Origin of the sequence: Achromobacter spanius (genome assembly GCF_003994415.1) — a bacterium.
GTDB classification, from domain to species: domain Bacteria; phylum Pseudomonadota; class Gammaproteobacteria; order Burkholderiales; family Burkholderiaceae_B; genus Achromobacter; species Achromobacter spanius_C.
Genome location: NZ_CP034689.1, coordinates 2,192,260 through 2,212,362 on the forward strand (window position 1 = coordinate 2,192,260; position 20,103 = coordinate 2,212,362).

Annotated in this window: 32 protein-coding genes and 1 tRNA gene; 8 read left to right on the plus strand and 25 right to left on the minus strand. The window is 59.2% G+C overall.

All coding sequences use genetic code 11. The features are described 5' to 3' along the window. The first annotated feature begins 592 nt into the window (after positions 1-592). Together rpoD and ELS24_RS10010 are read left to right on the plus strand one after the other, a co-directional pair. Positions 593-2,872 carry an RNA polymerase sigma factor RpoD gene (gene rpoD / locus ELS24_RS10005; protein ID WP_050446298.1) on the plus strand — a complete coding sequence of 760 codons (2,280 nt, stop codon included), beginning with the start codon at positions 593-595 and terminating at the stop codon, positions 2,870-2,872. A gap of 9 nt (positions 2,873-2,881) precedes the next feature. Continuing rightward, a tRNA-Ile gene (locus ELS24_RS10010) sits at positions 2,882-2,959 on the plus strand. A 27-nt stretch (positions 2,960-2,986) separates the two neighbouring features. On the opposite strand, the gene ELS24_RS10015 is transcribed toward ELS24_RS10010, so the two are convergent. Both ELS24_RS10015 and ELS24_RS10020 read right to left on the minus strand, forming a co-directional pair. Further along, positions 2,987-3,745 (minus strand): tyrosine-type recombinase/integrase, encoded by a 759-nt coding sequence (locus tag ELS24_RS10015; RefSeq protein ID WP_164741234.1) that lies wholly within the window; start codon positions 3,743-3,745, stop codon positions 2,987-2,989. Further along, a protein-coding gene (locus ELS24_RS10020) for an IS3 family transposase (RefSeq protein ID WP_428839686.1) occupies positions 3,693-4,804 on the minus strand; the annotation gives its coding sequence in 2 pieces (ribosomal slippage) (positions 3,693-4,552 and positions 4,552-4,804; 1,113 coding nt in all). Before ELS24_RS10020 ends, ELS24_RS10015 begins: the two co-directional genes overlap by 53 nt. Positions 4,805-4,949: 145 nt before the next feature. Here ELS24_RS10020 and ELS24_RS10025 point away from each other — a divergent pair. Next, the gene (locus ELS24_RS10025) at positions 4,950-5,363 is read left to right on the plus strand and encodes a hypothetical protein (protein WP_127183983.1); all 414 of its coding nucleotides are present in this window, start codon (positions 4,950-4,952) and stop codon (positions 5,361-5,363) included. 10 nt (positions 5,364-5,373) lie between these two features. On the opposite strand, the gene ELS24_RS10030 is transcribed toward ELS24_RS10025, so the two are convergent. Further along, positions 5,374-7,155 (minus strand): class I SAM-dependent methyltransferase, encoded by a 1,782-nt coding sequence (locus tag ELS24_RS10030; protein WP_127183984.1) that lies wholly within the window; start codon positions 7,153-7,155, stop codon positions 5,374-5,376. A gap of 56 nt (positions 7,156-7,211) precedes the next feature. Here ELS24_RS10030 and ELS24_RS10035 point away from each other — a divergent pair, with 56 nt between their 5' ends. Genes ELS24_RS10035 through ELS24_RS31695 form a run of 5 tightly spaced genes read left to right on the plus strand, consistent with a single transcriptional unit; the run spans position 7,212 to position 8,822 of the window. Further along, complete coding sequence (locus ELS24_RS10035; RefSeq protein ID WP_127183985.1) at positions 7,212-7,520, plus strand: hypothetical protein; 309 nt, start codon at positions 7,212-7,214, stop codon at positions 7,518-7,520. A gap of 1 nt (position 7,521) precedes the next feature. Further along, positions 7,522-7,800, plus strand: a complete 279-nt coding sequence (locus tag ELS24_RS10040) for a hypothetical protein (RefSeq protein WP_127183986.1) — start codon at positions 7,522-7,524, stop codon at positions 7,798-7,800. After that, positions 7,797-8,297: a hypothetical protein gene (locus ELS24_RS10045; protein WP_127183987.1), complete on the plus strand. Its 501-nt coding sequence runs from the start codon at positions 7,797-7,799 to the stop codon at positions 8,295-8,297. Before ELS24_RS10040 ends, ELS24_RS10045 begins: the two co-directional genes overlap by 4 nt. Continuing rightward, a complete protein-coding gene (locus tag ELS24_RS10050) occupies positions 8,294-8,713 on the plus strand; it encodes a hypothetical protein (protein ID WP_127183988.1) in 420 nt (139 codons plus the stop codon). The genes ELS24_RS10045 and ELS24_RS10050 overlap by 4 nt, the downstream gene beginning before the upstream one ends. After that, positions 8,643-8,822, plus strand: coding sequence for a hypothetical protein (locus ELS24_RS31695; RefSeq protein ID WP_428839687.1), 180 nt, complete (start codon positions 8,643-8,645; stop codon positions 8,820-8,822). Before ELS24_RS10050 ends, ELS24_RS31695 begins: the two co-directional genes overlap by 71 nt. On the opposite strand, the gene ELS24_RS10055 is transcribed toward ELS24_RS31695, so the two are convergent. The 22 genes from ELS24_RS10055 to ELS24_RS10145 form a co-directional block, all read right to left on the minus strand. Continuing rightward, a complete protein-coding gene (locus ELS24_RS10055; protein ID WP_127183989.1) occupies positions 8,819-9,037 on the minus strand; it encodes a hypothetical protein in 219 nt (72 codons plus the stop codon). The two genes, ELS24_RS31695 and ELS24_RS10055, sit on opposite strands and share 4 nt — an antisense overlap. A 470-nt stretch (positions 9,038-9,507) precedes the next feature. Further along, on the minus strand, positions 9,508-9,672 hold the full coding sequence (locus ELS24_RS10060) for a hypothetical protein (protein WP_050446397.1): 165 nt from the start codon (positions 9,670-9,672) through the stop codon (positions 9,508-9,510). Positions 9,673-10,498: 826 nt separating this feature from the next. Next, entirely contained in the window at positions 10,499-11,428 is a 930-nt protein-coding gene (locus ELS24_RS10065) for a tyrosine-type recombinase/integrase (RefSeq protein ID WP_240669475.1), read from the minus strand. Further along, positions 11,394-11,624 carry a DUF4224 domain-containing protein gene (locus tag ELS24_RS10070; protein ID WP_127183991.1) on the minus strand — a complete coding sequence of 77 codons (231 nt, stop codon included), beginning with the start codon at positions 11,622-11,624 and terminating at the stop codon, positions 11,394-11,396. The genes ELS24_RS10065 and ELS24_RS10070 overlap by 35 nt, the downstream gene beginning before the upstream one ends. A gap of 82 nt (positions 11,625-11,706) precedes the next feature. After that, on the minus strand, positions 11,707-12,045 hold the full coding sequence (locus ELS24_RS10075) for a hypothetical protein (RefSeq protein ID WP_127183992.1): 339 nt from the start codon (positions 12,043-12,045) through the stop codon (positions 11,707-11,709). Continuing rightward, complete coding sequence (locus ELS24_RS10080; RefSeq protein WP_127183993.1) at positions 12,032-12,214, minus strand: hypothetical protein; 183 nt, start codon at positions 12,212-12,214, stop codon at positions 12,032-12,034. Before ELS24_RS10080 ends, ELS24_RS10075 begins: the two co-directional genes overlap by 14 nt. Beyond that, complete coding sequence (locus ELS24_RS10085) at positions 12,211-12,921, minus strand: hypothetical protein (RefSeq protein WP_127183994.1); 711 nt, start codon at positions 12,919-12,921, stop codon at positions 12,211-12,213. The genes ELS24_RS10080 and ELS24_RS10085 overlap by 4 nt, the downstream gene beginning before the upstream one ends. Further along, positions 12,914-13,519 (minus strand): hypothetical protein, encoded by a 606-nt coding sequence (locus ELS24_RS10090; protein ID WP_127183995.1) that lies wholly within the window; start codon positions 13,517-13,519, stop codon positions 12,914-12,916. Before ELS24_RS10090 ends, ELS24_RS10085 begins: the two co-directional genes overlap by 8 nt. Continuing rightward, positions 13,516-14,604, minus strand: a complete 1,089-nt coding sequence (locus ELS24_RS10095; protein ID WP_127183996.1) for a hypothetical protein — start codon at positions 14,602-14,604, stop codon at positions 13,516-13,518. The genes ELS24_RS10090 and ELS24_RS10095 overlap by 4 nt, the downstream gene beginning before the upstream one ends. Then, positions 14,597-14,731 (minus strand): hypothetical protein, encoded by a 135-nt coding sequence (locus tag ELS24_RS31505; protein WP_275066569.1) that lies wholly within the window; start codon positions 14,729-14,731, stop codon positions 14,597-14,599. Before ELS24_RS31505 ends, ELS24_RS10095 begins: the two co-directional genes overlap by 8 nt. A gap of 80 nt (positions 14,732-14,811) precedes the next feature. Continuing rightward, positions 14,812-15,189, minus strand: coding sequence for a hypothetical protein (locus ELS24_RS10100; protein ID WP_127183997.1), 378 nt, complete (start codon positions 15,187-15,189; stop codon positions 14,812-14,814). A gap of 1 nt (position 15,190) precedes the next feature. Continuing rightward, positions 15,191-15,349, minus strand: a complete 159-nt coding sequence (locus tag ELS24_RS30830; RefSeq protein ID WP_164741235.1) for a hypothetical protein — start codon at positions 15,347-15,349, stop codon at positions 15,191-15,193. A gap of 66 nt (positions 15,350-15,415) precedes the next feature. Then, positions 15,416-15,910: a siphovirus Gp157 family protein gene (locus tag ELS24_RS10105; RefSeq protein ID WP_127183998.1), complete on the minus strand. Its 495-nt coding sequence runs from the start codon at positions 15,908-15,910 to the stop codon at positions 15,416-15,418. A gap of 8 nt (positions 15,911-15,918) precedes the next feature. Next, a complete protein-coding gene (locus ELS24_RS10110) occupies positions 15,919-16,536 on the minus strand; it encodes a hypothetical protein (protein ID WP_127183999.1) in 618 nt (205 codons plus the stop codon). A gap of 5 nt (positions 16,537-16,541) precedes the next feature. Beyond that, positions 16,542-16,988, minus strand: a complete 447-nt coding sequence (locus ELS24_RS10115; protein ID WP_127184000.1) for a hypothetical protein — start codon at positions 16,986-16,988, stop codon at positions 16,542-16,544. Between the two features lie 160 nt (positions 16,989-17,148). Then, positions 17,149-17,799: an AAA family ATPase gene (locus tag ELS24_RS10120; RefSeq protein ID WP_127184001.1), complete on the minus strand. Its 651-nt coding sequence runs from the start codon at positions 17,797-17,799 to the stop codon at positions 17,149-17,151. A 102-nt stretch (positions 17,800-17,901) separates the two neighbouring features. After that, positions 17,902-18,072, minus strand: coding sequence for a hypothetical protein (locus ELS24_RS30835; protein ID WP_164741236.1), 171 nt, complete (start codon positions 18,070-18,072; stop codon positions 17,902-17,904). Further along, on the minus strand, positions 18,069-18,560 hold the full coding sequence (locus tag ELS24_RS10125) for an HNH endonuclease (protein ID WP_127184002.1): 492 nt from the start codon (positions 18,558-18,560) through the stop codon (positions 18,069-18,071). The genes ELS24_RS30835 and ELS24_RS10125 overlap by 4 nt, the downstream gene beginning before the upstream one ends. Positions 18,561-18,574: 14 nt before the next feature. After that, a complete protein-coding gene (locus tag ELS24_RS10130; RefSeq protein WP_127184003.1) occupies positions 18,575-18,904 on the minus strand; it encodes a hypothetical protein in 330 nt (109 codons plus the stop codon). Continuing rightward, complete coding sequence (locus ELS24_RS10135; protein ID WP_127184004.1) at positions 18,888-19,319, minus strand: hypothetical protein; 432 nt, start codon at positions 19,317-19,319, stop codon at positions 18,888-18,890. Before ELS24_RS10135 ends, ELS24_RS10130 begins: the two co-directional genes overlap by 17 nt. Then, a complete protein-coding gene (locus ELS24_RS10140; protein WP_127184005.1) occupies positions 19,316-19,537 on the minus strand; it encodes a hypothetical protein in 222 nt (73 codons plus the stop codon). The genes ELS24_RS10135 and ELS24_RS10140 overlap by 4 nt, the downstream gene beginning before the upstream one ends. Positions 19,538-19,815: 278 nt before the next feature. After that, a complete protein-coding gene (locus ELS24_RS10145) occupies positions 19,816-20,103 on the minus strand; it encodes a hypothetical protein (protein ID WP_127184006.1) in 288 nt (95 codons plus the stop codon).

Consider the following 20,103-nt stretch of genomic DNA (forward strand, 5'->3'; position numbering starts at 1 on the left):
CAGGATGGCGCGATCTAATTCTGAAGTGATGTAGATGGCAGCATTGGTAGAGCGTAGCGGTAGAGCTGTAGCAGCAATAGAGTATCGGTGCTGGGAAAAGAGCACTAGAGAAAAAGCACTAAGAAATTGGAATCGGCATTGAAAATTGGCCGCAGTGTTTAACCGCAGCGGTCGAAATTGTTACATCATTAAATTATTATGGCCAATGGCTGATAGCCAAAGGCTGAGCGGTGAATCAGGCAGTTCAACGGCGAGCATTTTTGCGTAGCGTTAGTGGTCTGGGTGCTGTGTCTACATAGCTGCTAGGGGCAATGACCCCATAAGCAAGCAAAGCCTATTTATAGGCAGGCAGCCCCCCCAACGCCCGGAATCCGTCGCGGAATGAGGTTATGCACGTGAAGCGCCCGAACGGTATTGCACCGCCACGTCGCCAAACGGGTTCGAAAGAACTGGCGCTGCGAACAACGCAGCCGCGTGATCTTCGCCGATTTATCTGTTTTACCCGTAGCTGCGTCGCGCTAGGCCACTGTCTGGCGTGGTGCTTGCGCGGTGCAACATGCCCAAACGGGTTGCGACGACCACGGAAGCGACTATGACCAAATCCACCGGCAAATCCTCCTCTGCAATTGATGCGGCTGAAATCAAGGCCCCCGCGGCCAAGCGCGCCGTAAGCATGGCGGCGGAAAAAGCGCCCGCCAAGACGGCGGTGAAGGTCGCCAAGCCTGCTGCTGTCAAAACGGCTGCCAAGAAGGCAACCAAGACGGCTGCGGCTGACAAGCCCGAAAAAGTGACGAAGGCTCGCGCCAAGAAGGCTGAGGACAAGCTCGCCGACCTGGTGGGCGGCAGCGCCCCTCGCTCGGGCCCGGTCCCGAGCGGTCGCCGCCCGGGACGTCCCGCCAAGAACGCCAACAACGATTCCGACGGTTTCGACGACACGATGGACGGCGAAGGCGAAGTCCTGCCCGATCTGAAGCCGCCCAAGCGTGGTGGCAAGCGTGGCAAGGCCGATCCCAAGGATCTGATCGCCCGCGGCCCGGTCACGCCGGAAGAATACGAAGCGCGCCGCAACCGCCTGAAGCAGTTGATCAAGCTGGGCAAAGATCGCGGCTACCTGACGTACGGCGAAATCAACGACCATCTGCCTGATGACTTGGTGGATGCCGAAGCCATTGACGGCATCATCAGCACGTTCAGCGATATGGGTATCGCGGTCTATGATCAGGCACCCGACGCCGAAACTCTGCTGATGAGCGAGAACGCGCCGGTCGCGTCCAACGACGACGACGTCGAAGACGAAGCCGAAGCCGCGCTCACCACCGTGGATTCCGATTTCGGCCGCACCACCGACCCCGTCCGTATGTACATGCGCGAAATGGGTTCGGTCGAGCTGCTGACTCGCGAAGGCGAAATCGAAATCGCCAAACGCATCGAAGACGGCTTGAAGCACATGGTCATGGCCATTTCGGCCTGCCCGACCACGATCAACGAGATTCTTGCCCACATCCTGCGCGTGCGTGAAGGCCAGGCGCAGATCGACGAAGTCGTTGATGGCCTGGTTGATCCGGAAGACGGCGAAGAATACGCTGGCGCCGGTGTTACCGCGGACGAAGACGAAGGCGATGACGGCCCCGCCGGCGGCATGTCCAGCAAGCAGCTGGAAGACCTGCGCGTGAAGGCGCTGGCCAAGTTCGACGAAGTGAGCAAGCAGTTCGACAAGATGCGCCTGTCGTACGAGAAGGACGGCTACAAGTCGGACATCTACGTGCGCGCCCAGGAATCCATCCAGAACGAACTGATGGGTATCCGCTTCACCGCCAAGATGGTCGAGAAGCTGGCTGACACGCTGCGCAGCCAGGTGGAAGAAGTGCGCCAGCTTGAACGCGCCGTCCTGCATACGTGTGTGGACCGTGCCGGCATGCCGCGCTTGCACTTCATCAAGGTCTTCCCTGGCAACGAAACCAATCTGCAATGGGTGGTCGACGAAGTCGCCGCTGGGCACCCCTACGCCGAGACGCTGGAACGCCAGATTCCCGCTGTTCAGGAATTGCAGCAGAAGTTGATCGACCTGCAAACGCGCGTCGTGCTGCCGCTTAAGGACTTGAAGGACGTCAACAAGCGCATGGCCACTGGCGAAGCCAAGGCTCGCAAGGCCAAGCGCGAAATGACCGAGGCCAACCTGCGTCTGGTGATCTCGATTGCGAAGAAGTACACGAACCGTGGCCTGCAGTTCCTGGATTTGATCCAGGAAGGCAACATTGGTTTGATGAAGGCCGTGGACAAGTTCGAATACCGTCGCGGCTACAAGTTCTCGACGTACGCCACGTGGTGGATTCGTCAGGCCATCACGCGTTCCATCGCCGACCAGGCGCGCACCATCCGTATCCCGGTTCACATGATCGAAACGATCAACAAGATGAACCGGATCAGCCGTCAGATTTTGCAGGAAACCGGCGCCGAGCCGGATCCCGCGACCCTGGCGCAGAAGATGGACATGCCCGAGGACAAGATCCGCAAGATCTTGAAGATCGCCAAGGAACCGATCTCGATGGAGACGCCGATTGGTGACGACGATGACTCGCACCTGGGTGATTTCATTGAAGACACCTCGACCCTGGCGCCGTCGGATGCGGCCTTGCATGGTTCCATGCGTGATGTGGTCAAGGAAGTGCTAGACTCTCTCACCCCGCGTGAAGCCAAGGTTCTGCGTATGCGTTTCGGTATCGAAATGAGCACCGACCAGACCCTGGAAGAAGTGGGCAAGCAGTTCGACGTCACTCGCGAGCGCATTCGCCAAATAGAGGCTAAAGCGCTGCGCAAGCTGCGTCACCCCAGCCGGGCCGATAAGCTGAAGAGCTTCCTGGAAGGGCAGTAATCGTTTCCTGGGCCTCTAGCTCATGCCTGGTTAGAGCAGCGGACTCATAATCCGTTGGTGCCGAGTTCGACTCTCGGGGGCCTACCAAGTATTGACGCGGGTTTGCGTGGAGTTTCACGCAACCCGCGTTTTCTTTTGGTGGGGGATTTTTCGACCGATCTTGCCAATTGCCCCACGCAGCGAGTTTGTGGCGAGATGGGCATAGCGCTTTGTGCTTTGCGCTGATCGATGCCCCAGGACCGCGCCCACGGTATACAGGTCCACGTCCGCATTGATCATGGCGCTGGCGGCGCTATGGCCTAGGTCGTGGAACCGCAGATGCCCAAGGCCCACCGCGCGCGCTGCCGCCTTGAATTCTTTGGACATGGAAAAGCCGTTGCGCAGGGCGACCCGGGCGGCAGCCGCAATCTTTGGGTGGATCGGGATGTGCCGCGGGGAATCGTTCTTCGTGTCCGTCAGCTTGAAAAGCCCAACCTCGCGCGTGGCCCGGATGATCTCTGCCATTCTCATGCCGCTGTAGAACGCGATGCGGATTGCCGCCCTGGACGGTCGACACCGGCAGGCGCGCGCGATAGCCAGCATCTGGACGCGGCTGGCGAATTCCTGGCGCTCGTTGCGTACCGTCGGGACGATTACGCGCTCTGCGGGGTCGTGTTCGCACATCCGGTGGTGCTTCCAGCCATATCTGCATGCGCTGGTCAGGTAGCGAATGCGGTTGCGCACGGTGGCCGGCGCCAAGGGATCGCCGTTCGCCTTCTTCGCCTTGGCGGCGTAGAACTTGCAGGCTTTGACGTCACCCCCGTTTCGCAGCAGTTGAAAACTAGAATTCGGTCGGCTCAGGCAGGCTGACCTGCTGTGTTTTGGCGTATTCACTCGGGGTCAGCATGCCGAGCGAGCCATGGGGTCGGTGGTCATTGTAATCAGCACGCCATGCTTCAATGACCGTCTTCGCATGCTCAAGCGATAGGAATTCATGCGCGTTCAGGCACTCATCCCGTAGCCGGCCGTTAAACGACTCGCAAAGGCCGTTATCTGTGGGTTTGCCCGGCCGAGTGAAGTCCAACAACACTTTGTTCTCCCAAGCCCATAAATCCAGTGCTTTGGACGTGAATTCTGTTCCATGGTCGACGGTGATACTGGCCGGCAAAGCAACCCTCTTGGCGACTCGATCAAGCGCCTGAACCACGCTGTCACCGGTTAGCCGAAAACCCACCTCCAACACGGGACTCTCACGACTCCAGTTATCCACGACGGTCAGCACCCGAAACGCTCGCCCGTCAGCTAATTGATCATGCACGAAATCCATGCTCCAGCGCTGCCCAGCACCTGTTGGTTGCGGTGCGGGCCCCCGATGCAGACTCAACCGCTTATTGCGGCGGACGCGCATCCGAACCTGCAGCCCTTCCAAGCGGTACAGGCGATGGACTCGCTTGAGATTGACCTGCCAACCTTCTCGGCGCAAAAGGATATGAATCCGCTCATAACCAAATCTCGGTCTGCTCATCGCGATGTCTCGAATGCGCATTCGCAATGCCGACTGATCTCGCGCGCTGCTTTTGCGATACCAACTGCCGCTGGAAAATTGACCCGGCCGACACGCCCTCTGGACACTTACCTGATGCACGTCCAGAATCCATTGAACCACCTCCCGGCGGCGTGTCGGCGTCAGACCTTTTTTCGGATCACGTCCTGCAGAATATGCTTGTCCAAAGTCAGGTCGGCCACAACCCGCTTGAGCCTCGCGTTTTCCTCTTCAAGCTGGCGCAGCCGACGAATCTCGCTAGCCGCAAGATCGCCGTACTTCTTCCTCCAGTTGTAGAACGTCGCCTCTGATATCCCCAATCCGCGGCAGACATCCGATACAGGCGTACCGGCTTCTGCTTGGCGCAGTGCGTATGTCACTTGCGCCTCGGTATAGCGTGACTTCTTCATCGCGTCCTGCTCCTTCTTCAAAAAGAGCCTGAAGCGACCTTACTCTAGTTTTGAGATACCCACGTTTTTTGGGAGAACGTCACACGCGGGTGCAATTCCGGCCGGAGGTGTTGAGATCTCGGACGTAGATTTCAAGAGATCGGTCGTGGAGTCGGATGGGGTGTGGGCGCTGGGGGAAAAGGGTGGGCTGGAGAAAAAACCTCAAGCCCCGCGGTCCCTTCAGGAGGCCAAGGTACAGAAAATTTATGATATTGACCTGGCCTTTGAACAAGAAGCCGCGATCCTCATTTCCGGATACCCATCTTCCGAGCGGCTCACGTGGCCCGCCCAGCAAGCCGAAGCGCTCGCGTGGAAGGCGGACCCCGCCGCCTCTACTCCGTACCTGGATAGCTTGGCCGCGGCGCGTGGGATAGATGCTGCGGATATGCGGAAAAGGACGCTGGATCAAATAGAGTTGTTTATGACTGCCAGCGGTCCGATGCTGGGCAAACGGCAGCGTCTCAGGGACGAAGTCAACCAAGCTAAGAGCGTTGAGGAATTGAACGCGATTACTTGGTAGAGCAGGCAGGTCATACGCCGGCAAATCCTGTCGGGAACTGATATTTCATATTCCCCTCGAAAGCTGCCTCGTCCTCCTCCTCGGCTAGAGTGGAAGTTGGGCGCAGACGCCCACGGAAATAAATCCTCGCCAAATCGGGAGCCACGGTCAGGTCATGGTCGCCCGATAGGAAGGGAAACGGTCCAGGAGATGGATTCGACGATGGAGAGAAAAATGTCAGGCCGTCAGGGAACTGAGTCAAGAAGCGGCGCTGCTTCCACCAGTCCGCCAATCCACAAGACCGGCGTTCATAGTAGGCATCGTCTACAAGGACGTGAATGGCACCGGGAGATGCATCGCGGTGGCTGAAAATCTGGAACACTGATTTCCCGGTCTTGTCGCTGCGCACCACATATTCCACTGCGATATCTGGGTACAGGATGCTGAGCATCCGCCATGTCTGGTAGCTCAGGATGCCGCTCCCCCAGAGCGAAGCCTTTGTGGCGCCTTTGAGATAGCAGTTCAGAGCTATTTCAGAAGCGAAGTCCGCGATCGCCAGGGCTTGATCATGGCGAGCATTCGCGCTTTCGGAGTAACGGACGAAAGCGCCCATTCGCGCATTCTGGGCGTGGCGTCGTACTGATGAGACGAGATTCTCGCCTTTCGCCAGCCAGAACCCGAGCATGGTTCCCAGACGCATCATCTTCAGAATTGTGGCCCCCTGGTCGTTTATCCAGTGGACTATTTCGGCGATGGATTTGTTTGCGAAGCCGTCAGCGCCAGGCACACCAGATCCGTTTGTCAGGAACGTCAAGTACAGAGCCCCGTCGTCCCGCAGTGAGGCTAGACAGTTTTGAAGGAAGGATTCAAAGGGGGCATCAAAATGGGAGGCGAAGGCGAACGCACTGTTGTTACGCACGGCTATTACGCTGAAGCCGTCTTGCGGGTAACACCAATGGAACATATTAGCCAAGCCTGGCGTCAGGGCGTTTGATAGCCACTGATGATCTGAAAATGATGACGGGCGAAGGTCTGTTCCTATAGCTTCGGTGGCGCCCGCACGAAGCAGGGCACGAGTCAGAAAGCCGGTGTCGCACCCAATGTCGAGGACTGGATACTTGTCTATAGGCAATCCGAAGCCGCGGGTGATGGCTGAGAAATACTCGGCATTCAGCAGTTCGAGGCGATCGTGATGCTCTGATTCTGTATCGGCGTTGCCTGCTAGTTTCGGCTCCTCCTGTCGAGTTCCCAACACGATCTCGGCGCCATGCCCTATGAGTTCGTAGTAGGTAGGGAAGACAGGGGTCGGGAATGGCTTGTCAAGCAGCAGATATGGTGCGGCGCACGCGAGCTTTGCCTTGATATCGCCCCAAGTTGTTTCTGGGGGCCGCGTGTGGAGGCTCAACTCATGGACCATGTGTGCGCCGTCTGCAAGAATGACGGCTGGTTGTCCCTCCACGTCGAACAGCGTTCCGACCGGATGAGTTGAATCGACCTTGTTGCCCAGCGCACTAATGGTGATTCGAAACCCAAGCACATATGCAGTAAATGGCGCCTCCTGGGCTCCATCGATCACACAGCCTGTTTCCTTTGAGATCCGATAGTGGTCTTCAAAGAGTTGTTCAAGGTTCGGGATGAGTATCGGCACACCCTTGAATATAGGGAAGCTGTTCCCGGACTGATCGACCAGCGCATTGCCGTCTTGGCGCAATTGGGAGCCGTCAATGGGTGAGCGGAAATGCCGGATGAATTTGTCGCCTTGAACCACTTTTGCCTCTTTTCTTAAATTGGGGCTATCTCGTTGCGGGATCATACCCGATTGCTTACTAACCGCTGAAGCGGCTTTTTTTTCGTCTATAGGGGACGCGATTGAACATCCAAGACTTCGACGCCCTAGCGGCAAAGTTTGCCGGCGTGCTTGGCGCGGCGGTGTCCATGCGATACCTGCAAGGGTCCTGGCCCGCGCGTCTCAGCATGGCCGTCAGCGGGTCGCCGGTGGCCTATTACGCATCGCCCTACCTCTCGTCGCTACTGGGCATCCCGGAAGGGCTGGCGGGCTTTCTGACGGGCATGTTCGGCATGGCCATCGTCTCGCGCGGTTGGGAGGCGGTACAGGCGGCGCCCATCGGCGCGCTGTGGCAGGCCGTAATTGACCGTGTGCGCGGAAAAGGAGCCTGACATGGACACCAAGATCTATATCACTTTGTGGGCGGTCATGGCGTTTGTGTGCTGGCTGGTGGTCGCCGGCGGCGCGGTGCTGGCGGTGTTCTCCAAATCGATCAACGACACGACGCTGGAGCGCGTGGGCCTGGCCGCCGTCTGCCTGACGGCCACCGGCGCGGCCTGCCGCATCTTTGTGGCCAGCTGGGCCAGCGCAGGCGATGCGGCGCTCGCGGCTTCGGCCGCTTTCTATGTGGCCGCCGTGACGGTCAAGCACATCAGGGCGCCCAAGCCATGACCCTATCCGAGATCATCAAGACGGGTATCGACCCGGCGCTGGCGTTGCTGCCCGCCAAGATGGACACGCCGGCCGCGCGCGTGATGCTGCTGGCGATCGGGTTGCAGGAAAGCCGGTTCGAACATCGCCGCCAACTTGTGGGCAACCCGCCACGCCCAACCGGCCCGGCCAAGAGTTTCTGGCAGGCAGAGCAGGGCGGGGGCATGGTGCATGGCGTCCGCCTGCTCACCGCCACCAGCGCGGCCGCCGCGGCTCTGTATCAAGCGCGCGGCGTTCCGGTTCGTGATGCGGCTATCTGGGATGCAATCGAGAACGACGATGTTCTGGCCGCTGGCCTGGCGCGTCTGCTTCTATGGAGCGATCCCGGCCGCCTGCCGGCGCTGGGTGACGCGGATGCCGCCTGGGCGCTGTACCTGCGCACCTGGCACCCTGGCAAGCCGCACCCGCAGACTTGGCCGGATCTTTACCGCCAAGCCGTGGCCGAGGTGGTGCCATGAGCGCGCTATCCAGGGTGGTCAGCCTCGCCGGATGGAAGGGGTACGCGGCTGCGGCTCTGGCTGGGGTGATTGTGCTGGCCGGTGCGGCTGCGTCGGTCCTTTGGTATGGCGCATCTGAGCGGCGCGCTGGCCGTGCCGAATGCCAGGAAGCCCACCGCGTCGCCGGCCTGGAGGAATTCAAGACCGAAGCCGAGCGTCTGACCGGCCTGTCGCAGAGCCTGGCCGACACCGCCAACAAGCTGGCCACCGCCGAGCCCAAGGTAATCGAGAGGTACACCCGTGAAATCGTTCAGCGCCCTTTGCCTGCTGACTGCGTGCGCGACCCTGGCCGGGTGCGCGCAACCAATGACACCACCGACGCGGCCAACGCTGCCCGTCAATCTCAGCGCGCCGTGCCCGCCAGTCCCGCGCGTTGATTCGTCGTCGTGGGATGACCTGGCGCTGGCACACGGTGCGCTGGCGTTCCAGTACGCCGAGTGCGCCGCCCGGCACCAGGTGGTGGTAGATGCCTGGGCCAAGCCCTAGACCTTCTCCGCGCGCTTGGCCGCCCAAAACCAATGACTGTGCTTGGCGCGTTTCAGCTTCTGCTTGCGGAAGGTGATGCGCACTGCGCCGAGGTGGCCGGCCTCTATCTCCGCGTGGTAATCGCGGTCCTCGGCGGTGCCGGCCGGCGGCAGCGTTTGGGATGCCTGGGCGATGAATTGCCCGGGGACCTGGGCTAGGATTCCGTTGTCGGTCATGGTCGGAAAAATACTGGATGGTTCCACAGTATATGGGGCCAAAACAGATGGGGGATTTTTTGCCACACAGAGGGCATTCAGCGGGATCGGCGCATCTGGCGCGCATCCATAAGTCGTTGATCTATATAGGTTCGCGCTTTGTGCGCAATGCGCGCCATCGACTCATAATCCGTTGGTGCCGAGTTCGACTCTCGGGGGCCTACCAAGAAAATCCTGAGAAATCAGGTACGAAACAGCCGCCATTACTGGCGGCTGTTTCGTTTCCGGCGTTTGCGGTGTCCAAAATGCGCCCACTCTTGGCAACGCGTCTTCAGTAGGCGGTGCTTGATCTCTGATCGCGCAGCGGGGCCAGCCCATGAACTTGCGTCAATGGAGAGGGCACGTTCGCTGGCCTGACATCTTGGGCGCATGTACGCCGGGAAGCGCCAGGTAGCCCACGTTTGGAGCGGGCTGCGCGATGCCGGCCTGGGCTAATAGTAAGGCTGCTCATCCTCGGGGAACCGCATGCCGATTTGTTCTTGCAGCGCAGCCTCAGCACAGTATGCGCGGATCATCGCCAGACAAAGTTCTTTGTCTGCGAGCGAGAGCGCTCTGAATTGCTCGAGCGGAAAATTGGGGATAGGCCAGTCGTTCATGCATCGCACTCTACCAAGCGAATCGACCTTTGCGTTGGATATCGGCCCAATCTAAGACCAATTGACTCTCCTATCGGCGGCGCGCCGGGGTATGCCCTTGCGGCTATCGGGGCGCCATTCCTTTTCTAAGCCTCCCAGAGCGGCGAGATCACGTCGGAGTTCCAGGGCTGGCGCTCGCGGATGGTGCGAAGGTCGTCAAGGGTGAGGGGAGCTTTGAACGTCATATTGGAAAATACTGTTTGTATATCCAGTATATTTCATCAAAAACGGGGGCATTCCTCGCTATCCAAACAAGTCTCGCGGCGATGCGGAGACGAGAGGGTATGGCTGTCTTGATATGCCGAGTGCCCGGCAATTCGGCGCGCCAATGGAAGAGCGCCCCAGCTCAAGATGAGTCTGAGGCGCTCCTGCCCGGCTTCGCACGCGATGGGTGTCAGACAGCCCGGCAACTCAAATCTACTGCTGTGAAAATCTATCGGCAATAGGGAAAACCCCAAAAAATTAAAGGGTTACAAGCGTCTTGAATGGGGCGCGACGACGCATCTCCCCGACCCTTTGTCGCCGATGGCGCGAAGGGTTTTTTTGTCGGGCGGCGACGTTCCTCGGCGCGTCAAGGCCGTGGGATCTTTTTGCCCACCTCGGCTTGCGCGAATTGTGGCGGCCAGGTGCCAAGCCGACACTGACGCCTACTTTCAACGCAGCGGAGAGCAGAGATGTGGAGCAGTCGAAAACGGCAGGTGGGCCAAGGGATGACGGAATACATCGCATGGCCTGAGAGCCGCGTAAACAAAGGCTGTAATGATTGATGGCTATTAGATGTCTAAAACTACTTGGCTTTGCGGGTCGGACCCTTCACCAATTTCGGACGCTTGTCACGCAGGTAGATCCTAGTCGTTCTGGTGTCAGAGTGGCCTAGGAGTGCGGTCGGGTCTATGCCTTGAGACTCGGCATCCGTTCCAGACATTGCGCGCAAGTCGTGCAGTGTGACGTCATTAGCGCCAGCGGACACCGCCGCCTCTTTGAACACTCTCCAGACGTTGGACCCTAGGCGGATATTCCCCGCCCGTCCCGCGATCAGATAGCGATTCCGGACACTTTCGGCGATAAGTGAGGCCGCCCGATCTGTGACGGCTCGCAGGTCAGGCGTCCACTCTACGACAAGTCGCTTCCCCGTTTTTTGCTGCTCGAAGTAGATGCCGTCTTCCTGTAGGTGCTTGTGCTCTATTTTGAGGATATCGCCGATGCGCTGTCCCGTCAGGTAGCAAAGTTCCATAACGCACTGGAGCCACGGCGGGCATTTCTCGTAAATCGCGGCGTATTCGGCCGGCGTGATAAGGCGGTCCCTGGACTTCTGAGCGAAGCGCTTTACGCTGACACAGGGGTTAGATTCTATTCGCCCTCGGTCAAGCGCCCACTGAAAGACAAGCTTTAGGACTGTCAACAGGCGGTTGGCCAGTGCCTTGCGGTCTGCGTACCCGTCCATCATTTCGACGACATCCCCGTGACGGACTTGGGCGGGGTAGAAGTCAGCGAAGGATTTCCGAAGTATGGCCGCGCAGTACTCGTACTGCTTGCGAGTCGAGTCCGAGACGTTCTTGGTCAATATCGGCATCGCCTCGTCTATAAGGGCTGGCATCCCGTCGGTGGGCGCAGCTACTATCCTGGCGTATTCGGTCAACGCGCTATGTAGGTCAACCCCAATCTTGCGCCACTTGCCACCCTTAACGTACCAGTACGCGCCGTGCTTCTGGTACACGCACGCGGGGAGGTGTCGGTCCTTGGTTCTTGGTCGCATGGCCTAGTGCTGCCTCCATGGCGGCCCGAAGAACCACGGGGGTTCCATCAGGGCGGATTTTAAAAGGGATAGCCAGGAATTTAAGAGCTTCGATTTGCTTTGCTTTCCTGGCCTTCCCGGTGAGTTCGATCAGTTCCTTTTGGGAAAGCGTGAGCATATGGCCTCCAAAACGAAGCCCGCGCTAGGCGGGCTGTTTCATCCAATTCTTGCGGGTGGTTCTGAGCATCTTCTCAATAACGTCAGCCACTGCGGGTCTTTCCTATTTCTGCTGCTGCTTCCACGATGGCGCGGCGGGTCGCCTCATACGAGTGGTCCGGGTGCACGGAGACATGTTCGGATGAAAAACATTCGCCTTCCCATGTGAACACTTCCGTTTCGTGGTGCTTGATGTTGATGGTCAGCGCTAGCCTCACCGCCAGCCGCAGCGCGTCGCCGTCGTTTACCAAAGGATTCCATGATTCCTCGCTGCGGCTGCCTGGCTCAGATGCTTGCATCAGCCATCCGCTATCCAGCCGGATCCAATGGAATTCCAGGCCGGCAGCCTTCGCCGCCAGTTCCAGCAATTCACGATCTGTCATCTTCCTTCTCCGGATTAGCCTTCACCCACTGTCTCGCCCAGCGCTCCATCAGTACGCCGGTATGCGCCCAGTTATCAGCGTGGCGGTCGATCAGGTGGAAGGCCACGGCGGGGTCGATCTTCGCCCAGTCTTGCGGGTCGCCGAAGTCGATGGCGGGTAGGTCGTTCATGCTTGCTCCGTTGCCATGGCTTCATGCTCAGCGCAGGCCGGGCATCCGTCATGATGGAAATGAAGAGGGTGGTGATGCGGGCAGATGGCTTCACCGCAAGTCCCGCATTCAGCATCGGGGCTGTGGGATAGGAGTTGATCAACGACAGCAGATAGACGCAGCCCATCCCGCGCCATCGCCACCAGCGCATCCCGCTCGGCTCGCGACAGGGTGACCGCTTCGCCATCCGTCTTGCAGTACGTAGGCCGCTGCGCGATGGCTTCGATTTCGTCTCGGGTCATGTTGGCTCCATTTATGAGACATTGCGGCGCCAGATGCGCCATATTTGCGCTGCCAACCTGCCGGACATCGTTGCTACCCGTGCAGGCATAGATGTGATTGCTCGCCCGAGGACAGCGCTTATTCCCGCACACCGGGCACAGCACCATCCGCATATCCCCGAACGACACGGGGCGGCAGGTGGCGCACCAGCACGGCTCAGCCACGTCCGCCTCCGTCCGTGCGGGGTGCTGGGCTGTCAGGGCGGCGCCAGAGTTGATGAGAAGCCCGAACGGATCAGAGCCAACATCCTGGGCGTTACGGCGCTCGCCGGTCCACGGGTTGAACAGCCATGCCGTCTTGCCGTTATGCTCGCGCCATTGGGCCGCATGGCTCGGGTAGGGCTTGCTCCAGCCGCTGGCCGGGTCGAATTTCATCAGATCATTCATCGCTATCTCCTTTCTCGCCCGTCTGTGTAGCTGTCAAGGATTGCTTGACGACTGACGGGGACACGGCGGCGCGGGCATAAGCTTGCATCTGCCCAGCGCCATAAATCGGGCATTCCTCACCCTCCAAGTACAACGTGTCGAACGGCTTAGGTAGCGGCGGCAGCACCACGGTACCGCAAGCACTGGCGCGGCTCTCCGGGGAGGTCGCCCCGACTTCAGCACCACCCTTCGCGCAATCCCCGCCGTCCTTGTCAGCCTGGGCAGTCGCCATCACGATGGGCTGCAAGGTGTAGCTGCCGTCAGCGTGGCGAAGAAAGGTAAAGCCGGCGTACCGTGCTGCGTTGATGATTCCTACCGGCACCGCCTCGCTGGCCTGGGGCGCAGACAAGGCAGCGTTCCAGGCATCCCACGCCAACTCGCGTTCGTAGGCCGTCAAATCGTCGCTGTCGCAATGTTTGGCGAGCCAGTCATCAAAGGTCATAGCCCGCGCCGAAGCGTATTTTCCCAACAACGCATGAGCGAATCGTATGAGGCCGTTCTTGTGTTGGATGGCAAACCCTGCGGCGAGCATTTCAATTTCGTTGTCGCTCGGTTTCATAGCTTGGCCTCGCTATCCGCAATCGCCTTTGACCTTCTGGCGCACTCACATTCGCTGGCCTGGGGCGCGGCATAGACCTGGGTTCCGTGGGGGAGGCCAGCCGCAGCGGGAAGCATGCGGATGCCAACGCGCGGGCCGTTCTCGTCGCGGCCTTCCCCGTGCCGGAATACCTCGCCCACCGGCTCCCGCGCCTCCCCGGCCACACGGTCGGCCTGGGTCGCGGCATGCGCGCGTTCAATGTGGCCACCAACCCAGGCGGATTTCATATCCGGTCCTGGGTCGCCGTCGATCCATTCAGTCTGCGGCAACCCGTGTCCGTCCAGCGCGCGCCAAGCGACCGCCTCCCCGGCTATAGGGGCGCGGTCCACGGGGTTGCGCCAAAGTTGCGCGGCAAGGAACGGATCCTTCGCCAGCCGTTCCACCGAAACGCCTTGAGCCTCTCCGGCTGCAGGGGCGCTATGCGGCCGGGGCTTCGAACTGTTCGGGTACATGGCCCGGTCGAACTGCGCGGCGTGCCATACGGCTTGCCACACGTTGTAGGTCAACCCATCGGCGGCGAACGGACGCAAATCGCTGTCGTAGTAGGCCCGGCAACGTTGTTCGCTGTCGTATGGCTCGGCTACAGGGGCGCTTGCCAGGGCGTCAGGGGCCGCATCGATCAATGCCCGGTAGGCCAAGGTGGATCGCGCCGCGCTTTTTATGTTCGCGTTGAAGGCGTCGTACCACGCTTCCATCATTTTTGGCGTCGGCTTAATCGGCACCAACTTCCAATTTTCCGGCACGGCGCTAGGTGTATTCGCCAGGGCAGCGATTGCTGCGTCGATCCTTCTCAAATGGTACGAGTCACCCCGCCCGATTTCGATGCAGAGCTTCTTGTACTTGCCTAGGAGCGCGGCAGCATCTATCGCCCGCTCATCGCCCGCCTGCACGCCCTCCGCGCGCAGCTTGGACAGCAGGGCGTGAACAGCTTCGTACACGTAGGGTTTCAGGTCGGTCTGTCCGTGCTTGATCGTGAAGCCATGCTCCAGGAATACAGCGCGGATGGTGTCGTTCAGCCCAGGCTGGGCGGCGTTGTTCTCAGTCATGGCTTTCCTTGGTGGTGGGCTGGGCGGCTAGTGCGGCCTTCGTTTCGTGCAGTTCATCAACGGCCCGCTGCAACATACGACCGTAGAAATCGGCCTTGAATTCGGAAACCGCCAGGCGGTCAGCCATGTGCTTTCGTCCAGCGGCATAGCCAGAGGCATAACCGTTCCCATAGACCCGCTCATGGCGGAGTTTCGGTGTCGATTCCATCACGCCTCTCCCTTCTGCTGGGCAATGGCGGCGTCTGCCTTTTCCAACGCCATCCGCGCAAAAGGAGACTTGTCCCCCACGGCGATAACGAAGGCGTGGCGCAAGTCTTGCAGCGCCTGCGTCAGGAGCAGAACATCCAGCGCATCGCCAGCAGCGGGAGCTTGGAAGTCGGCATAGTCGCTGCTGGCCTCCCACTGGCGCTGCACGGATTCCACGTCACCCGACGGACACGTGCGTTCAAGCCAGCGTTCAAATGCAGACTGCTCATCCTCCCCCGTCGCTCCGGTGGGTATAGGGTGCGAGGTAGGGGCGGAAACCGGCTCAAGCGGCCCGGGAGCATCCTGGGAAAGGCCATGGGTGATTTCGTATTCGGTCATTTCAGGCTCCGGGGAAGAAGTATTCGATCGCGCGGCGGCAGATGAAGAAAATGACGATGTAGACAACGCCAAGGCCAGCGATAAAGCCAAGCAGACCCGCACGGATTAGCAGGCGCTCAACGAAGTCATATTCAGGTTCGGGTACGTCGCTGCTATCCATTTCGGATCTCCAGGCAATAGAAGGGCAGCCCCGGACAGACGGCGGGGTACGGGGCTGCAGGGGGAGTTACTTGATGCCCAGACGAACGCCGGGGACAACTTCACACCCGGGGACCTTGTGGCCCTCGGTGATCGCCTTGTAGATGAGGTTCTTGTCCGGCTGGGGTTCTGGCGGCAGAGGGCTGGTCAGGTATTCGCGCGGCAGCAATTCGGGGTGCTTGATTACGACTGAGCCCTTCGCGCCCAGAACGGACACCGTGAAGGTGCCAGCCTGAACCCGCTTCTCGCCAGCAGCCTGCAAACCGTCCAGCAGCATCGACTTCATGCGTTTAACGGCGCTGTCTGCGGACTTGATCAGGTCTTCAAAGCGTTCCTTCTCGCGCTTGTAGGCCTCAATTTCAGCCTCCTTTTCGCGTAGCACGATGCAGTAGGTTTCCACCTTACCGGGGAGATCGCTCTCCGCTTCCAGGGTGTCAGATACTGCATCTTCGTCCAGACCCATTTCGCGCAGCCGGTCAGCTAGGGCGCGGTGCTGCGGGGCGATTTCGTAGAGAGTGGCCATACGTCACCTCAAAAAGGGATGTCCGAGGATTCCGCTCCGGCTTCGGCAAAGGCGCGGTTGCCATCGGCAGTCGAGTTGCCGCCACCAGTGCGCATGGGCTTGTCGCGCAGCGCTTGAACCATTTTGGCCAGCTGGAGAGGCTGGGTCTTGCGGTCCAGGATCTCAGACGCCACCAGTTCCGTGCCTGCTTGAAAGACGCCAGCTAGATTGGGACGCCACTTGCCCGCGTCGTACTCCTCCATCGTGAACAGAAGCCCGATAGGCTTTTCCAGCAGTTCTCCAAACTGCGGAACCTCGATTTCCACTTCGCGTTTCAGGTCGTAGTCGTAGACCTTGCATTTCTTCATCTGCGGGTCGTTCAGTCCACGCAGGCTGAGGCAGGCCATGATTGCATTCAACTGTTTGAAGCCGTAAATGGTCGTGCCGTCTTCCTTCCGGGTGTAGATCGAGAAACGGGCCTTCTGACCGCTGTCAGACACAAAATCGAAGTCGATCCCGAGAGTGCCCGTGTTCTTGGCGACGATGTGCTGGGCGCGGGTGAACTTCCCCTTGTATTTGCCCATCTCGGTGATCCGAGCGCCCGTGTTCTCTGCGCCCTTGGCGGCGTTGGTGTCGAGTGCGTACATGTGTGCTATTTCCTTTGTCGAGTTGGAGTCGTAAGCGCTTTATCCACCGTCCACCCGTACAGGTAGATTCGGCTTTTTGCGGTTGGGTAATGCATGCCTAGTGCCTCGCAGTGTTCCTGCAAGGTGGCGCTCTTTCCTTCGAAGTCGAAGCTCGCCGTATTGCGTTTATTGCGTGCTTGAGTCTTCGAGTCTTGCCACTCACAATTGCCGGGTTTGTAGTCGCCGTCGTTATCGATGCGCCCTAGCGTCGTTCCTTCGGGTCGTTCACCCATGTCGGCCAAGAATGATTCGAAGTTCTTCCACGAGTCATGGACCTTTATCCCTCTGCCGCCATAGTCGGGGTACTTGTGATTTCCCTTGTTCTGGCAGCGGGTGAGCATCGAGGACCAGGACTTGTAGGTGGGCGTTCCGAACTGGCCGTGGCGGGTTTTGTCGGCTGCTGTTGTGGTCACTCGCTTGCAACCGCAACTGGTGGTGTGACCGTTCCGAAGGTTTCCGAGCCGAACTAACGATTCGGATCCGCAGTCGCAGATGCAAACCCAGCGGCTTTGGCTACCAACCGATTCGCCTTTCCTCAACGCAACTAGCATCCCAAACCGGCACCCGCTCAAATCAAGCGATTGCATGGCCCACCTCGTAGAACTCGCAGACCATGCGGTCAATCTCTGCCAGGTCGTTATCAATGAGGGTGTCGGGAAACATCCCAATGGGGCTCTTGCAGCAGTCCTGGCCGTTGGTCTGAGTTGAGAATTGGTAAACGCCGTTGGTGACCTGGGTGCGTAGGACAATGGTGAAATAGCCTTCCGGAACCAGAGTGCTATCAACCATCTTCCCCACCGTTTTCATCCGAACATTGCCGAACTCATCGGTTTGTGTGTGGGCCAGGATGTACACCCGGCGATGCTCGGCCAACTGGCCAGCGGCATTGAATATGTCCCACGCAGCCTTGCCGATGTCTTCGAACTTTTTGTACCCAGTCTCACCGGTGCGGGAAAGTAGCTGATTGACCATGACGGCCTGATAGTCGTCAATCACGACAATTTCGTGTTCCGACAGGCGCATTGCCTTCTCGATGCTTGCCGGGTCATCAGACTGAAAAATGTTGCCGCCGGTTTTGTCCTTTCGGGCTTTCCAGCCCTCAGCCCTGAACGGCAGGGGCTTGCGTAGGCACTGGATCAGTAGGGTCTTCGCTGGGTCCAGATTGCGAAGGGATGTGGACTTTCCGGAACCGGAGTTGCCCAATATTAGGGTTGCTATGCTCATTGATTGCTCCTGATTGCTCGGTTTGGATGATTGCTACTTCTCGTCCGCGCTGGGCGCGTAGGTATTGATCGGGGATGCCTGGGGCGTAGAAGTCTTCGGCTTTCATTGCCGACTCGCGTATTTGGTGCCGCCATCCTTCGCCCAGCGTTCGTTAGAAGCTTGGTCTGCCTGCTGCTGACTTCCCAGCACGCCGACGATGGCGCAGATGAGCGAAAAGATGCCGACGACGGCGTAGGCGTCAACGGCGCGTACAAATTTTGTAAGCGTGGTCATATCACGCATCCCGGGTGAAGTTTTCGTTTTGCTTCGATGTACGCTGCGTGAGCTGCTTCTGGGCTGTCGAACATGCCGAGGTATCGGACTTTACCGACGATCTTGATCTGCGCCTTCCAACGCCCCTTGTATGGGGACGCGCCAAGAAATCCTGACGTATTATCGGAGTTGGCCATGCGCCGATTTTGCATGTTGGTTAGGTGGCTAACATCACGCAGATTACTGATTCGATTATTCGCGCGGTCGCCATCCAGATGATCGATTTCCGAGTTAGGCCACGCCCCCGTTGCCAGCAACCAAGCCAGTCGGTGAGCTAGGAAACGTCGACCTAGAACCGAAACCATCACGTAGCCATTACTGTATTGGCATCCAGCGACGTTTCCGGCCCGCACTGTCCCCCTGCAGTTCACGCGCCACCGCAGCACGCCTGTTGCCGGGTCATAGGCCAGCAGCGCGCTTATTTCGTCGAAACTCGGCAGAGTCTTCATAGGAAGGTTTCTCCTTAAGGAACCCATTCCGGCCAGAAGCCGCGAACGTAGTTCTTCGTTAGATAGTCGGCAACGTGGCCTATAGCCAGCGTCATCTGGTCGCGGCATTCAGGTCCGAGGATTCCGGACGCTGCCAATTCAAGGATCTTCTCCGGCTGGTCAGCTTTTCCAGCGATGAATGCCAGCATCCGCGCATCCTCGTCCGGGAATTCCTGCTCGAAGGCTTCGATCACCGCCTGACGATGGGCAAACAGATCCGCCTCGATACCCCGGGCGACCTCTGCGTACTTCATCGCGTAAATCTCGGCGGGCGGATCGAAGGTGAATCTAGGTCGATTCCCCATTGCTGTTCTCCGGGATGAGGGCGACTTGCTTAAGCGCCTCGTAGATGACGAAGTGCGCTCCGAACGCCTCGTTCATCTTCTGGTGACAGGCGTATTCGTCTGTACCGAAGCGTCCGCCCTTGGCTTTCGACTCCCAGCCCAGGGCCTCATTGCGGCGGCCATATTCAATGGCCTGGCAGTATTTGCGATCAGCAAAATCTCGGAGTGACTTTGCTTGCGCCGCCAGAGCCTGGCGTACAGCTTCCTCGGCGTAGATGGGCAAGGCATGACACAACGCTGCGTAGACTGCGGGCTTCAGATCGTTAAGGACGGAGCCTGGAAGGCCTCGGGGTAAGGCGTCGATGAGCCTCCAGCAGGCATCGTTTACAACGACGCTTTGTAGGCTGGGAAGCGGCGGCAGATTGGGCTTGCTCATGGGCGTTCCTTGGTGGAGTCCTTCGGAAACCCGTCGGCGTAGTAAGAGACCAGCGTCCGCCAGTCCTGCTTGGCCTGATGACGGGTGCTGTAGTAGGTGTTCCGCAGGGCGATCTTCAGCGAGCCGCCCAAGTCCGCCAGGAAGCACCACAGCAGCCAAAGCGGGAGAAAGACCGGCATAACCAACGCGCCAAGCAGGTACAGCGCTTTGCTCTTCATGGTGGTTCCTATGTAGGGGTGCAGTCTTCCGGCCAGATCCTCACGGCCAACCACACACCACGCTTTGTGCGCACGCTGCGGTATGGTGTGGAGGGCTTGAAGGGTGGGGGAAGACTGCGGTAAGTCGTAGACGCTCAGGGCGGCGAACCCCCAGCCTTGGGTAAGGCTGACGTATGGCGTTAGGTGGGATTGGGATTCGCCGGCCTGAGCGACCGAGGGGGGGCGCCGCGTTTCGTGCGGCTACGGCTGCTATGCAGCACCAGGGGGGGAATCAGGGGCTACTCGGCTCGGCGGCCAACTACCGCGCCAATAGCCATCGCTTCGAACTTGCTGGCGTGTTCTGGGGACACTTGGCCGAAGAACTTGTCTCGCTTGTCGTGCCCCGAGTCGCTATCTTTGAAGGTCATGCCAACCCTTACCGTGATCCCTTCAACAGAAGTGACCGCGATGACCTGCGGTTCGCCTTCTTCGTTGCTGTCGGCGTAGTACAGAACCTGCCGCCCGGTGTCCGTGCGGACAATTTTCGCGAAATCGTCTTCGTGGCTTTGATGGACAGTGAGTCCCAT